At 58.3% G+C, this 14,612-nt stretch carries 11 protein-coding genes; 10 read left to right on the top strand and 1 reads right to left on the bottom strand.

Going from position 1 to position 14,612, the window contains the following annotated elements; translation table 11 throughout:
* Positions 1-164 precede the first annotated feature (164 nt).
* From M3089_RS09060 to M3089_RS09030, 7 genes are all read left to right on the top strand, one after another.
* Positions 165-4,010: a coiled-coil domain-containing protein gene (locus M3089_RS09060; RefSeq protein ID WP_249083521.1), complete on the top strand. Its 3,846-nt coding sequence runs from the start codon at positions 165-167 to the stop codon at positions 4,008-4,010.
* Between the two features lie 117 nt (positions 4,011-4,127).
* Positions 4,128-4,700 (top strand): hypothetical protein, encoded by a 573-nt coding sequence (locus M3089_RS09055; protein ID WP_249083519.1) that lies wholly within the window; start codon positions 4,128-4,130, stop codon positions 4,698-4,700.
* Positions 4,701-4,738: 38 nt separating this feature from the next.
* Complete coding sequence (locus tag M3089_RS09050) at positions 4,739-5,848, top strand: OmpA family protein (RefSeq protein WP_249083517.1); 1,110 nt, start codon at positions 4,739-4,741, stop codon at positions 5,846-5,848.
* Between the two features lie 757 nt (positions 5,849-6,605).
* A complete protein-coding gene (locus M3089_RS09045) occupies positions 6,606-8,423 on the top strand; it encodes an AMP-dependent synthetase/ligase (protein ID WP_249083515.1) in 1,818 nt (605 codons plus the stop codon).
* Between the two features lie 309 nt (positions 8,424-8,732).
* Positions 8,733-9,854, top strand: coding sequence for a peptide chain release factor 2 (gene prfB / locus M3089_RS09040; RefSeq protein WP_249083513.1), 1,122 nt, complete (start codon positions 8,733-8,735; stop codon positions 9,852-9,854).
* Positions 9,855-9,898: 44 nt separating this feature from the next.
* Positions 9,899-10,042, top strand: a complete 144-nt coding sequence (locus M3089_RS09035; RefSeq protein WP_249083510.1) for a hypothetical protein — start codon at positions 9,899-9,901, stop codon at positions 10,040-10,042.
* A complete protein-coding gene (locus M3089_RS09030) occupies positions 10,042-10,566 on the top strand; it encodes a CYTH domain-containing protein (protein ID WP_249083508.1) in 525 nt (174 codons plus the stop codon). Before M3089_RS09035 ends, M3089_RS09030 begins: the two co-directional genes overlap by 1 nt.
* Here the strand turns inward: M3089_RS09030 and M3089_RS09025 are convergent.
* A complete protein-coding gene (locus M3089_RS09025) occupies positions 10,511-10,906 on the bottom strand; it encodes a VanZ family protein (RefSeq protein ID WP_205110446.1) in 396 nt (131 codons plus the stop codon). The two genes, M3089_RS09030 and M3089_RS09025, sit on opposite strands and share 56 nt — an antisense overlap.
* 75 nt (positions 10,907-10,981) lie before the next feature.
* On the opposite strand from M3089_RS09025, the gene M3089_RS09020 reads away from it, so the two are divergent.
* Genes M3089_RS09020 through M3089_RS09010 form a run of 3 tightly spaced genes read left to right on the top strand, consistent with a single transcriptional unit; the run spans position 10,982 to position 14,469 of the window.
* On the top strand, positions 10,982-12,346 hold the full coding sequence (locus M3089_RS09020) for a sodium-dependent transporter (protein WP_249083506.1): 1,365 nt from the start codon (positions 10,982-10,984) through the stop codon (positions 12,344-12,346).
* A 30-nt stretch (positions 12,347-12,376) separates the two neighbouring features.
* Positions 12,377-13,267 carry a ComEA family DNA-binding protein gene (locus M3089_RS09015; RefSeq protein WP_249083504.1) on the top strand — a complete coding sequence of 297 codons (891 nt, stop codon included), beginning with the start codon at positions 12,377-12,379 and terminating at the stop codon, positions 13,265-13,267.
* A 2-nt stretch (positions 13,268-13,269) separates the two neighbouring features.
* Complete coding sequence (locus M3089_RS09010) at positions 13,270-14,469, top strand: anaerobic sulfatase-maturation protein (protein WP_205110452.1); 1,200 nt, start codon at positions 13,270-13,272, stop codon at positions 14,467-14,469.
* Positions 14,470-14,612: the final 143 nt, after the last annotated feature.

Below are 14,612 nucleotides of genomic sequence, written 5' to 3'. Positions count from 1 at the left end.
GGCATGCCCGCCAACCGGCTGTGCGGCCCGCCCCGACACTGGCCCAGAGCCATGGCGTAGGCCCGCCGAACCGCCTCGTGATTTTCTCTCCATAAGAGACGGACATTTTTCAGGCGTACGAACCATTGAGAATCGTTACAGTTTTTTAATTAATAATTTATCGTATGAGAAGAAAGTTTATTAGTGCACTGCTTTTTGGAGCCCTCGTTACGGCTTCGACAAGCACGTTTGTCTCTTGCAAGGACTACGATGACGACATCAACGGCCTGCAGGGACAAATTACGACTAATGCGTCTACTCTCGAGGAAATGGTCAACGAGAAGGTGAGCAACCTCACCACCGAGATCAACACCTTGAAAGACCAGGACGCTGCCCTCACGCAGGCTCTCGACCAGGCCAAGGCCGACTTGAACGCAGCCATAGAGGAGGCAAAGACCGCAGCCGGCGATGCTGAGGCTGCAGCCAAGGCTTATGCCGACGTGCAGGCTGAGGCAGCAAGGGTTGCCGCCATCGAGGCTGCAAAGCAGAGCATAGCCGATGCACAGGCACAACTGCAGGCCGGAATCGACGCTGCCACCCAGAAGCTCGAGGAAATCAGCGGCCAGGTGTCTACCCACGAGACGCAGATTGCAGGCCTGCTCGATGCTGACAAGAAACTGCAGGACGCCATCACTGCCGCCAATGGCAAGATTGACGCTGCCCAGACAACGGCCAACGACGCCCTGGCTTCTGCGCAGGAGGCCAACGACAAGCTGGCTCAGGTCGTAGAGAACCTCACAACCGTGAAGGGCGAACTTGACAGCCAGATCTCGCTGCTCGGCGACAAGGTTGACCAGGCCGTGGCCGACATCGCTGCCAACAAGGCCGAGGTGGATGCCGACATAGCCGAGGCCAACTCGCTCATCCAGTCTAACGCCGATGCCATCGCCGCCCTGCAAGGCAAGGACACGGAGCTCGGAAAGCTCATCGAGGCCAACACCAACGAGCTGACCGCGCTGAAAGGTCAGCTGGAGTCGCTCCAGTCGGCACTTGACGCCAACCTCGAGTCGGCCAAAGCATACACCGACGCACAGATAGAAGGACTGAAGTCGGCACTGGGCATACCCGTTGAGGATATCAAGACCAACTTCGAAGACATCCAAGGACGCCTCGGTAAGGCCGAGGAGCAGCTCGCAAAGATTGTCGAGGCTCTAAAGAGCGACGACGGTTCGATAGGCAGCATCAGCTCAAGCATTGCCTCGCTGCGCGAAGACCTCACCGAACTGACCGAACAGGTGGCAACGAACCTGGAGACCACCAACCAGAAGATTGGCGAGCTCGAGGGCGATATCGAGGAAATCAACGGCAAGCTTGCTACCAACACAACAAACATTTCAGACCTCCAGGAGCGCGTGTCTACACTCGAGAGCCAGATAGGCCAGTGGGCTGAAGGCATCGGCACGGTGGCAGAGAACGTCAAGCTCATGCAGGACAACATCAAAGCCCACAGCGACGAGTTGGCACGCCTGGCCGGAGTTAGCAAGCTGTTGAAGGGCCTTGTGTTCAATCCCGAGAAGTATTATCAAGGAATTGAGGCCATTGGCATAGAGTCATTCAACTACCATGCCATCATCGCAGGCTTGCAGACACCTAACCTTGATGACGACCAGACCGACGACAAGGCTACAAGGTTGGCTTCAACAGAGACCAGCGTTGTGCCTATCGTAGAGGCATCCTATTGGATGAACCCGTCGAATGCCACCGTTGACACTGTTACGGCCAACGTAAAGAAGCACTTCAGCTTCATCGTAAACAATGCAGAGTACACTCGCGCTGCCCAGGAAAGCGACATCGTGGTTGATAGCGCACGCTTTGACAAGGATGAGCGCGGATTGCTCAATGTGTTCTTCAGCATGAAGAATGCCAACAACATTGCCAAGATACCTGCAACAGGCAACGGAAACGTTGACGTGATGGCACTAAGGTACAACTACTCTACGGAGAATAGCGATACCACCATCATGTCTGATTTCGCAGCATTGAAGCAGTATAAGATTGAGAACTTCTACATCAATAAGGCAAACAATGGCAATGCTGGTGCTCCGACGGCTCAGAGCGGAGAGAACCATCTGGCCTTGACCGCTGCCGCAGCCGTTAGCCACAACTCTAATGGCGAATACAGCGCACCGACTCTCGAGATTGCTTACAACAAGACGGAGGGCATCGACCTTGACGAGTGGATCAACGTTCACTATGACATCAACGGCGAGACCGACAAGTATTGGGGCGACCAAGACGAAATCAACAAGAAGAAGTTCAAGCTGGTTTATGAGCTGATCGGTTACAAGGCAAACGATGCCGACAAGACAAATGAGAGCCAGCACGCCACAATCAGCTCCGACAATGTGCTCACCGTACACGATGTCAATGGCGAGACCGGCAGCCGCAAAATCATAGGCCGCACACCTCTGGTACGTGTAACCCTTGTTGACGTGAACACAAAAGAGCAGGTAGCTGCAGTGGGTTACATCGTGGTTAAGATTACCGACGTGTCTTCCGAGCCCATAAAGGTTGACGACATTGGCGCAATAGACAACGGATATACCGTTATCTGCGACGACAACGTTGCGCTCAACAATGTTAAGGCAATCACATGGCAGGAGGTTGAGGACAAGGTTCTCGGTGAGCTCAACATGAGCAAAGAGGAGTTTGAGAGCAACTACTCGCTCGAAGTGGTGAACGGAACGAAGAATGCCAAGCAGTATTCTTATGACGGCAGTGACAATTCATTCGCCGAAATGACAGACCGCATCGGCGAGATTGTCAACACGGAAGACGAACTCGGCCACACCACCAATATCCTCACGTGGACAGTCCGCAACCAGGAGGCTTATCAGCTGTTCGTAAGGGAGAATAAGTCGGAGGTGTCTGTTTACGTCAAGTTCGCTCCCCGCAATACTGTATCTACACAGCGTGACGTATACGTTAAGCTGACATGGGCTCCCAGTGCCGTTAACAAAACGCCTGAAGCAACCATACTCGACGCCGTAGAGCACAAGAGCAAGGCCGACTGGCATGCAACCAACTCACGCGAGGAGGGCTGGAAGGAGCTGCACGTACAGGTTGGTAGTGCAACCGTTGCAGGCGCAACCTGCGAGTATGAGAACCTGACTGTGGCCAAGACTTTCAACAAGCAGCCTATCGACATCATCAAGGATGACCTTGGAAGCACTTACGCCGCGCTCGCAAATGCAGCAAATGTAACTTACAAGTTCGCAGACCGGAATAAGCAGACCAAGACGCAATATGTAACAAGCAACACCACTTACAACATCACTGTAAGCCCAGATGGCTCTACCATCAGTGCTGCTGGTTCGACGCTTGCAACCATTAACCCGGCCGACGGTAAGATTACCATTGCCAAGAATGACGTGTCTAAGGCAATAATCAACAGCTATGGCAAGAATGATCTCGCTAACGCTCTTACGCTGACAGTGGAGATTGTGCCGTCTACTTGCTCACCCGCTAACGAAGACGACCTCATCGTTCTGAACAACAACAAGCTCGATGTGAAGGTTATCAAGCCAATCTTCGTTACCGACACTGCTGTAGAAGACATGGAGCTTAACAACGCAAGCACGCTTACCCGCGATGTGTTCCTGTCATTCGAGGACTTCAACGGATACGATCCTCAGACATTCTGGGACAACAGTATGGACAAGGTTGAGTTCTGGAAGTTCTATGGTGTGACAAGCATCAAGTGCGACGAGAGCAAGATTGAGACCAACTACACAGGCCAGTGGACCAGTGTTGACCCGAGCGTATTCACCATTGATTACACCGAGCCGGTTGGCGACATCAAGCTCAACAACATGGGTAAGGTGACACTCACACAGGTTAACATGAGCCGTGCCAACTCGTTTGACGTTCGCGTTCCGCTCACCATTACATACAGCTGGGGTACTCTGACTGCAAATGTGACTGTACATGTGAAGGCAGCTCCCGGCATGAGCACCATCAAGAGGCACTAATATTGATAATGACAAGTTAATATTGTAAAGGAGGGCGGGGCAGAATAAAGGCTCTTGCCCTCCTTTTCTCAACCAATCGATAAGCGAATAGAAAAGAATTTTCAAGTGAACAAGGATATGAGACTTCAAAAGATTTCTGTGCTCGTGGCCGTGATGGCATTGGTGCTTGCCCTTGGCGGCTGTCGCGGAAAGAAGGAAAAGCAGGCTGAGGGGCCGCAAAAGACTGAGTTTGAGCAGTCGATACAATCAAAGGATACTGTTGCTGTAAAGCAGCTTGTCGACAGGTTTTTCGGCTTTGCTAAGGCCAAGCAATACTCGGAAGCTGCAGGAATGCTTTACCGCAACGACAAAGACATTGAGGGCGAGCCGCAACAGCTGAACAACGAAGAGATGGCTCAGGTGAGGCAGATGCTGGAGTCTGTTCCCATGGTTGACTATCGGATAGAGTACATCAAGTTTGATGAGTACTACCAAAACGAAGTATTATGCCGGGTAGTGATAAAGCCCGCAGAAGGCGACATGCCCGAGATTTCTACCAAGATGTTCTTCAAGCCGGTCAATTACTTGGGCAGTTGGGTGCTTTGCCTTACCAATACCGAGTATGGAGACAGGGGGGTGGTCAAGCCCGGCAAGCGCGATTCGATGGAGCGTGCATACACGCGCCAGTCATCGGCAAAGCAGAAGCAGTGAGGCTTTTACCATTAATGATATAGAAAGGAGAAAAGAATATGAAAAAGAGACGTATACTTTTTATTGCCGCCACAATGGCATCGGCATTGCCTGCTGCTGCCCAGCAGGATGCAGCGGATGATGTAGAGTTCTGCCCGCACGCCTACATACAGGCGCATGGCGGGGCGCAGTACACTCTGGGCGAGGCGCCCTTTGGCGACCTCGTCTCGCCTACGGTCCAGCTGGGTGTGGGCTACCGCTTCCTGCCGTGGATGGGAGCCCGCCTTGCCGTGGGCGCATGGCAGAGCAAGGGCGGCTTCAACGGCTACACCGCCGACGGGCCGTCGCGCAACGTCACTTACTCTTACAACTACGTGGCGCCGGCCCTCGACGTGGTGTTCGACCTCACGTCGGCCATAGGCGGCTTCAACCCCTCGCGCCTTGTCAGCGTGACGGCGTTCGTGGGTGGCGGCGTCAACATCGGCTTCGGCAACGACGAGGCTGGCGACATTGCCCGCCGCGGTTACAGGCTGGCCTATCTCTGGGACGGCACCAAGGTGCTACCGATGGGCCGTGCGGGCCTTGGCGTTGACTTCCGCCTGTCGGATGCCGTGTCGTTAGGCATAGAGGGCAACGCCAACATCACATCCGACGAGTACAACTCGAAGGATGCGGCTCAGCCCGACTGGTACTTCAACGTGATGGCCGGCATAAAGGTCAACCTCGGAAAGACCCACCGCAAACGCGTCGCCGAGGCTCCCGTGCGCCAGCCCGAGCCTGTGGAGCAGCCCGCCCCGCCGGTGAGCGAGGCCGAGCCCGCCCCGGCGCCCAAGCCCGAAGCCCCGGCCACGATGCGCCGCGACGTGTTCTTCCTAATCAACTCGGCCCGCATATCCGACGCCGAGGGTGCAAAGCTCGCTGAGCTGGCTGCCTTCCTCAAGGCAAACCCGAAGCTCAAGGTGAAGGTGACGGGCTATGCCGACGCCGACACCGGCACCGACGCCATCAACGACCGGCTGTCGCGCCAGCGCGCCGAGGCCGTGGCCAAGGCCCTCACCGGGGTGCATGGCATCGAGGCATCGCGCATCGAGGTCAACAGCAAGGGCGCGCGCGTGCAGCCGTTTGCCGAAAACGACAAGAACCGCGTCACCATCTGTGTGGCCGAGTGAGCCGTGGTGGCATGTTTACAGGCACCGCAAGCTGGCTTGGCCCAAGCCTGCCCGCCGTTTGCCGTGTGCAGCCTGCCTTGCTTGAAGATAAAGCGGGCGGGAGCAGAGCGGGCTTGCCGGCCGGCCTGTCTTTGCCGGTTGTCTTGTCAAGATATATGGAAATCTAAGGCATAATGCAAATGACGATGCTTAATAATAACTTTTTCGACCAATTGTATGATATAGTATGTAATCATTTGTGATATTTTCTGACAGGGTAACAGTTAAACATATAGAGTACATTAAGAGGTGATGGGGCCTCCGCCGGCGGGCGGGCAAGGGCCCCATTTTTGGCGTTCAGCCCCACGGCCGCAGTGGCCTGGCTGCCGTCTCCCGGCAGGCGGGCGTTGCTGCCGAGGCCGTTTTGCATCGACAAACGGCCCGTTTCTCACGCCCAAACGGCCTCCGTCGCATTGCAAAACGGCCCGTTTGGCAATGCCCTGAGCCACAGCGTGTTGCGCCGTGTGCCCATGCCGGGGCGTCGCCGTGGTTTGCTTTAGCCCGCGTCAGCCGCCGCCAAGGGGCGTGCCTGAGCGCCCTGTGGCCGCAGCCGCGGCGCGCCCGGGCCTGTTCGGCGCAGCGCCCAAGACGTCTTTTTTACCGATTTTCTTTGCTGTTTACAATATTTTCAGTATTTTTGCATTATCCAAATCCTATGGCGCAGCCCGCCCGAACCGCTCGGGGATGGCGGGAGGGGCTCAACATAACCGTAACACTTATGCAGACAAACAGCCACTTATCCGTGTTGATACACGACCAGGCCAAGAAGTATGGCGACCGCGAAGCCTTGATATACAGGAAGTTCGGTAGCAAGAAATGGGTGTCGTGCTCGTGGGCGGAGTTCTCGCGCACGGTCGACATCGCGTCAAACGCTCTGATGGCCCTCGGCGTTGAGGCGCAGGAGAATGTGGGTGTGTTCGCTCAGAACTGTGTCGAATACATGTATTGCGACTTCGGCGCGTGGGGCGTAAGGGCCGTCACTATACCGTTCTATGCCACGAGCAGCGAGCAGCAGATACAGTTTATGATCAACGACGCGCGCGTCAGGGTGCTCTTCGTTGGCGAGCAAGAGCAGTACGACAAGGCCCACCGGGTGTTTGCGCTCTGCCCCACGATGGAGCGCATAGTCATCTTCGACCGCTCCGTGCGCATCAGCACCCACGACCCCAACGCCCTTTACTTCGACGACTTCCTCAAGCTCGGCCAGGGCCTTCCGCACCGGGCCGAGGTCGAAGGCCGGCGGGCCGAGGCATCATACGGCGACGTTGCCAACATCCTATATACCAGCGGGACCACCGGCGACAGCAAGGGCGTGGTGCTTACCCACGGGCAGTATCATGCCGCGCTTGAGGCCAACGGCCGCTGTGTGGCCGTGGGCGAAGACGACCGGGTGATGAACTTCCTGCCCTACGCCCATATCTTCGAGAAGGGATGGACGCTGCTGAGCCTGTCGCAGGGCGCAAGGCTCATAGTCAACACTTATCCGCAGGAGGTGCAGGAGTCCATGCGCGAGACCCACCCAACCAGCATGAGCTCCGTGCCGCGCTTTTGGGAGAAAGTGTATGCGGGCGTCCAGGAGCAGATAGACCGCGCCAACCCCGTAAAGCGCAAGCTGTTCAAAAACGCACTGGCCGTGGGCCGGAAGCACAACATCGAATACCTGAGCCGCGGGCTCAGGCCGCCGTTGCAGCTGCGCATTGAGTACGAGATGGTCAACCGCACCATATTCAGCCTCGTGCGCCATGAGCTCGGCCTCGAGCACCCCAACATCTTCCCCACGGCAGGGGCCACGGTGTCGGAGCATGTCGAGGAGTTCGTGCATTCCATCGGGCTCAACATGATTGTAGGCTACGGCCTCACCGAGAGCCTGGCCACCGTGTCGTGCGACCGCCTGGGCGAGCCTTACACCGTGGGGTCGGTGGGACGGCCCATCGACGGGCTCGAGGTGAAGATAAGCGACGAGGGCGAGATTCTGCTCAAGGGGCCCACCATAACGGGCGGATACTACAACCGCCCAGACCTGACGCGCGACGCCTTCACCCCCGACGGATATTTCCGCACGGGCGACTCGGGCTACATGAAAGACGGAGAGCTCTTTCTCAAGGAGCGCATAAAGGACCTCTTCAAGACCTCTAACGGCAAGTACATCGCCCCGCAGGCCATAGAGTCGAGGCTGCTCGTCGACAAGTTCATCGACCAGATTGCCATCATAGCCGACCAGCGCAAGTTTGTCTCGGCGCTCATCATACCCGAATACAGGCTCGTCGAGGAGTTTGCGCGCGCCAACGGCATTCCCTTTGAAAGCCGCGAAGACCTATGCGCCAACGCCAAGGTCAGGCAGATGATGATGGAGCGCATCAACACGCTGCAGCAGCAACTGGCCCACTACGAGCAGGTGAAGCGCATCACGCTGCTGCCCCACCACTTCAGCATGGAGCGTGGCGAGCTCACCAACACCCTGAAACTGAAGCGCCGGGTCATCAACGAGAACTACAAGGCCGAGATTGACAGAATGTACGAGGACGAGGGGAATTGAGAATTAAAAGTTAAAAGCTAAGAATTATGAATTAAAAATGGGCTGCGTGGTGTCAGCAGGATGCGAAGGCAAAGGCAAAAGTCCGTGCGAGTTAAGGATTGAAAATTAAGAATTAAGAATTAAAAGGGGGCTGCGCGGTGTCAGCGGAAGGTGAAGTCAAAGGCAAATGTCTGTACTCCTGTACTCCAGCACTCCCTGAATCTGGGACAAATGTCCGTACTCCAGTACTCCCGAACTCCGTTAATCAGAGGCAAATGTCTGTACTCCTGCACTCCTGCACCACTGCAACTACAAGAACATTATATATATATGATTACCGCAGAACAACTGAAAGACGTCATGGAGCGCGCCGACGCGCTCAACCGATACCTTGACATTGACAAGAAGCAGATGGAGTATGAGGAGGAAGACCTGCGCACACAGGCCCCCGACTTCTGGGACGACCCGAAGCGGGCCGAGGAGCAAATGAAGAAGGTCAAGGCCCTAAAGAGCTGGATCGACGGCTACAAGGAGGTGCGCACGTGCGCCGATGAGTTGCAGCTCGCGTTCGACTTCCACAAGGACGACATGGTCACCGAGGAGGAGGTCGATGCCGACTACGACCGCGCCATAAAGGCCATAGAGGCCCTCGAGCTCAAGAACATGCTGCGCCAGAAGGAAGACCCCATGGACTGCGTGATGAAGATAAACAGCGGCGCCGGCGGCACCGAGAGCCAGGACTGGGCACAGATGCTCATGAGGATGTACATGAGGTGGGCCGAAGCCCATGGCTACAAGGTCACGATAAGCAACCTGCAGGATGGCGACGAGGCCGGAATAAAGAGTGTTACCATGGAGATTGAGGGCGGCGAGTATGCCTACGGCTACCTCAAAAGCGAGAACGGGGTGCACCGACTGGTGCGCGTGTCGCCGTTCAACGCGCAGGGTAAGCGCATGACGAGCTTCGCCAGCGTGTTCGTGACGCCGCTCGTCGACGACACCATCGAGGTGTATGTAGACCCGGCGCGCGTCAGCTGGGACCTCTTCCGGAGCGGAGGGGCCGGCGGACAGAACGTCAACAAGGTGGAGACGGGCGTGCGACTGCGCTATCAGTACGTCGACCCCGACACCGGCGAGGAAGAAGAGATACTCATAGAGAACACCGAGAGCCGCAAGCAATTGGAGAACCGGAACAACGCCATGCGCCTCTTGAAATCCCAACTCTACGACCGCGCCATGAAGAAACGCCTCGAGGCACAGGCCAAGATAGAGGCAGGCAAGAAGAAGATTGAATGGGGAAGCCAGATAAGGAGCTACGTGTTTGATGACCGGAGGGTGAAAGACCATCGCACAAACTACCAGACCACCGATGTCGACGGGGTGATGGACGGCAAGATCGACGGCTTCATCAAGGCCTATCTCATGGAGTTCCCCGTCAACGAAGAGGCCTGACCGGCACTGAAGACAATGATACCGACAACTAAAAACAACTGATTATGAGCGACAAAGGAAAGGCTCGCCGTGCGGCTTATGAAGCACAGCAGGAGAAGAAAGCAAAGAGAGTGGTCAACTGGATATTCGCCGCGCTGGTGCTGCTGGCGATATTGTACATCATCTACACGTTCGGCATAGTGAGCTGATGGGCGCTGTCGGCAATGTGGAGATAGAGCGCAAGTTCCTCGTCGCGGGCGACGGCTACAAGCGCCTGGCCTGCGGCAGCAGTTGCATACGGCAGGGATACATCTGCAGCGAGCCCGGTCGCACGGTAAGGGTGCGCCTGCGCGGCGGCCGTGGTTACCTCACCATAAAGGGCCCTTCGGCCGATGGCGGCCTGAGCCGCTATGAGTTTGAGAGGGAAATCACGGACGACGAGGCCAACGCCCTCTTCGACCTCTGCGAGCCGGGCGCCATCGACAAGACGCGCTGGATTGTAGAGTGGGGCGGCCATACGTTTGAGGTCGACGAGTTCCACGGCTGCAACGACGGGCTGACCGTGGCCGAGGTGGAGCTGGCCTCGCCCACAGAGCAGGTCGACCTGCCGCCGTTCGCAGGCCGCGAGGTCACCGGCGACCGCCGGTTTTACAATTCCAGCCTCACCAAACGGCCTTTCACCGACTGGAGCGACGCCGAGCGAGCAGAAGTGCTGCGCCCAGTGCAAGGCTGACGCCTATGGCGTTTGCCACCAGGTCGGCCAGGTCGCCGCTGCGCCGGCCCCCGGTGCAGTATGCCTGAAGCAGTTCGATGGCCCCGCTCATGGCCACGGGGGCAACCCAGCCTGCCGCCGCCACGCGTGGGGTTATGGTCTTGTGCTTGTTGCGCAGCAGGTATTCGGCCCAGAGAATGAGGCACGTTCCGCCGTACATGGCCACGTGAACCCACTTGTCAATGAACCTCACGTTGTCGAGTTCCGTGTGTGGCGGCGTGAAGAAAGACAGATACCAGATGGCTGCCACGCATGCCGTCGTGAGCGGGTATTTCCTTATCAATCGATATGTCTGTTGCATATTTGCTTTCGTTTACGGTGCAAATTTACTGATTTTTTTATAATTTTGCACTGTGAATAATGACAAAACAACTTTATGGCACAGTTAGAAAGAGCTAAATTCGGAAGCAAGCTGGGCGTCATCCTCGCCACGGCGGGCTCGGCGGTGGGGCTTGGCAACGTGTGGCGTTTCCCCTACCTGGCCGGCGAGAACGGCGGTGCGGCTTTCATGTTGGTATATATTGGTTGCGTGCTTTTGCTGGGCATGCCGTGCATGGTGTCCGAGTTCATCGTCGGGCGGCGCGCCCAGGCAAACGCGGCGCGTGCCTTCCGCATGCTCGGCGGGCGCACGCCGCTGGCCCTTGTGGGCTACATGGGCGTGATAACCGGCACGCTCATCACCGGCTACTACGCCGTGGTGTCGGGCTGGTGCCTTGAGTACATCTACGCATCGGCGGCAGGTCACTTTGCCGGGGCGGGCCCTGCTGAGGTGAGCCGCTACTTTGCCGACTTCGAGACCGACCCCGTGAGGCCCATTGTGTGGATGGTACTGGTGTTCCTGGCCACCCATTGGGTGATAGTCCACGGCGTGCGCGACGGCATAGAACGGGCCTCGAAGCTGATGATGCCGGCCCTATTCATACTGCTTCTCATTGTGGTGGTGGCCTCATGCCTGCTGCCCGGGGCGGTGAGGGGCATTGAGTTTCTGTTCAAGCCCGACTTCAGCAAGGTGACCGGAGGCGTGTTCCTGAGTGCCCTCGGCCAGGCTTTCTATTCGCTAAGCATCGGCATGGGCTGCATGTGCACATACGCCTCTTACTTCGGGCGGCAGACGCGCCTTGGCTCTTCGGCCATGCAGATAGGCGTGATAGTGATACTTGTGGCTGTGCTCTCGGGCCTGATGATATTCCCTGCGGCCTTCTCCGTGGGCATAAAGCCCGACAGCGGCCCGTCGCTCATATTCATAACGCTGCCCAATGTGTTCCGCGAGGCTTTCGGCTTTGCCCCTGTCCTGGGCTACGTGGTGGCCGTGCTGTTCTACGTGCTGCTCACCCTGGCCGCGCTGACGTCGCTCATCTCGCTCCATGAGGTGAGCACGGCGTTCCTCCACGAGGAGCTCCACATCACCCGCCGCCGTGCCGCCACCATAGTCACGGCCACGGGCATAGTGCTCGGAGGGTTCTGTTCGCTGTCGCTCGGAGGCCGTGAGTGGCTGACGCTGTTTGGCCGCCCGCTGTTCGAGCTGTGCGACTTTGTCACCGGCCAGATGCTCATGCCCTTCGGCGGCATACTCATCTGCCTGCTTGTGGGCTGGTATCTGCCCCACAAGCTCGTGCGCGACGAGTTTACCAACTGGGGCACGTTGCCCGGCCGCTACCTGCGTCTCTTTGTCTTCTGCGTGAAGTATGTGTGCCCTATATGCATAGTGCTGATATTCCTCAACCAGCTGGGACTGCTCTGACGCAGCACCGGCCAAACCGAAGCATGAGCCATGAAGCACCGCCCTGACCTGTTTTACCAGCGCACCGACCGCCGTGCGGCCTTGGCCCTGGTGGGCTTGGCAGCCGTTTGCACCGCGCTCGTGGTGTGGCTGGGCGGCAGCGGCGGTGGCGGCGCCCCGGCCGTTGTCACCGACACGGTGTATGCCAGTGTGCCCGGTGGCGGCCCCGGTGGCCACGCCGACATGTATGTGGGGCCCGTCGAGGAGCGCCGCACGGAGCTGTTTGCCTTCGACCCCAACACTGCCGACAGCACCGCCCTGCTGCGCCTGGGGCTGCGGCCGTGGCAGGTGCGCGCCATATACAGGTACAGGGCCAGGGGCGGGGTGTATCGCCGTCCCGACGACTTTGCGCGGCTCTACGGGCTCACTGCGGGCGAGTTCAGGCGCTTGCGCCCGTACATTACCATATCGCCCGACTTCATGCCTGCCGCCACGCTCGTGGCCGACAGTGCCTTGGGGCGCGACACGCTGCGCTACCCGGTCAAGCTGAAGGCCGGCGAGAGCATAGTGCTCAACACCGCCGACACGGCCGAGCTGCGCCGCGTGCCGGGCATAGGGGCCTATTTCGCGCGAGCCATTGTGCGCTACGGCGAGCGGCTGGGCGGATATGTCAGCACCGCCCAGCTCGACGAGATTGATGGTTTCCCCGAAGAGGCAAAGCCATATTTCACCATCAGCGATCCGCATCAGCGGCGTATGAACCTCAACACGCTGCCGATGAGTTCACTGCGACGCCATCCTTACATCAGTTTCTACCAGGCCAAGGCCATCGTAGACTACCGCCGCCAGCACGGACGGCTGCAGAGTCTCGACGACCTTAGGCTGTGCCGCGACTTCACTCCCGAGGCCATCAGGCGGCTCGAACCTTACGTTGAATTTTGAGAATGAATGCCATATCACCTTTTGCGCGCCCGTTTTACGTCATGCTCAAGCCTGCTGGGCCGCGTTGCAACCTGCATTGCCGCTACTGTTACTACACCGAGAAGCAGTCGCTGTATGCCGGTGGCGGCGGTGAGGCCATCGACGACGCTATGCTCGAGAGCTTCACCCGGCAGTACATCGAGGCCCAGACGTCGCCCGACGTGCTCTTCACGTGGCACGGCGGCGAGCCCCTGCTGCGCCCGCTGTCGTTTTACCGCAGGGCGCTGGCGCTGCAACGGCGCTATGCCGGCGGCCGCCACATAGACAACTGCCTGCAGACCAACGGCACGCTGCTCACCGACGAGTGGTGCCGTTTCTTCAGCGATGAGGGCTTCCTTGTGGGCATCAGCATCGACGGGCCGCGCGAGATGCACGACGCTTTGCGCGGGCCCACGTTCGACAGGGTGATGCGCGGCATCGAGTTGCTCGACCGTCACGGTGTGGAATGGAACGCCATGGCCACTGTCAACAGCGCCAACGTGGGCCACCCGCAGGAGTTCTACCGCTTCTTCCGCTCCATAGGCTGCCGTTACCTGCAGTTTACGCCGGTGGTAGAGCGCACCCGCGACGACGCGTCGCCGCTCTCGGTGCCCGGCTGGGAAGAGGGCGGCAGACTCACGCCCGAGTCGGTTGACGCCGCCCGGTGGGGCGACTTTGCCTGCGGGGTGTTCGACGAGTGGGTCAGGGCCGACGTTGGCAGCGTGTTCGTACAGCTCTTCGACGCCACCCTGGCCAACTGGGCCGGAGTGGCTCCGGGCGTATGCTCGCTGGCCGGGGTGTGCGGACAGTCGCCGGCCATGGAGGCCGACGGCACGCTGTACTGTTGCGACCACTTTGTGTTTCCGCAATACAGCCTTGGCAACATGCGCCACAAAAGCATAACGGAGATGGCCTACGGGCAGCGGCTGCGCGACTTCGGGCTGCGCAAGCACACGGCTCTAACGCGCCAGTGCCGCGAGTGCAGGTGGCTGTTTGCCTGCAACGGCGAGTGCCCCCGCAACCGTTTCGTGCGCGACCGCTACGGCAACAGCGGCCACAACTATCTGTGCGAGGGCTATGCAAGGTATTTTTCGCACGTTGCCCCCTACATGGACTTCATGAAGGCCGAGCTTGATGCGGGCCGCGCCCCGGCCAACGTGATGGGCGCGCGCATAGGGGGCTGAGGCCGCCGGTGCCCCGCCGATGTAGTGATTTTTTGCCACTCGCCGAGCAAAACCGCATCCGCAGGCAACTGCCTGGCGCACAGGTAGTTGGCAATACGCCCCGTTTCGCATTGCGAAACGGGGCGTATTGCGTTCCGATATGT

This window comes from Marseilla massiliensis (assembly GCF_023336985.1).
Lineage (GTDB): Bacteria > Bacteroidota > Bacteroidia > Bacteroidales > Bacteroidaceae > Prevotella > Prevotella intestinigallinarum.
Note: the sequence above shows the minus strand (reverse complement) of the source record. Positions and strands in the feature narration are given on the sequence as shown.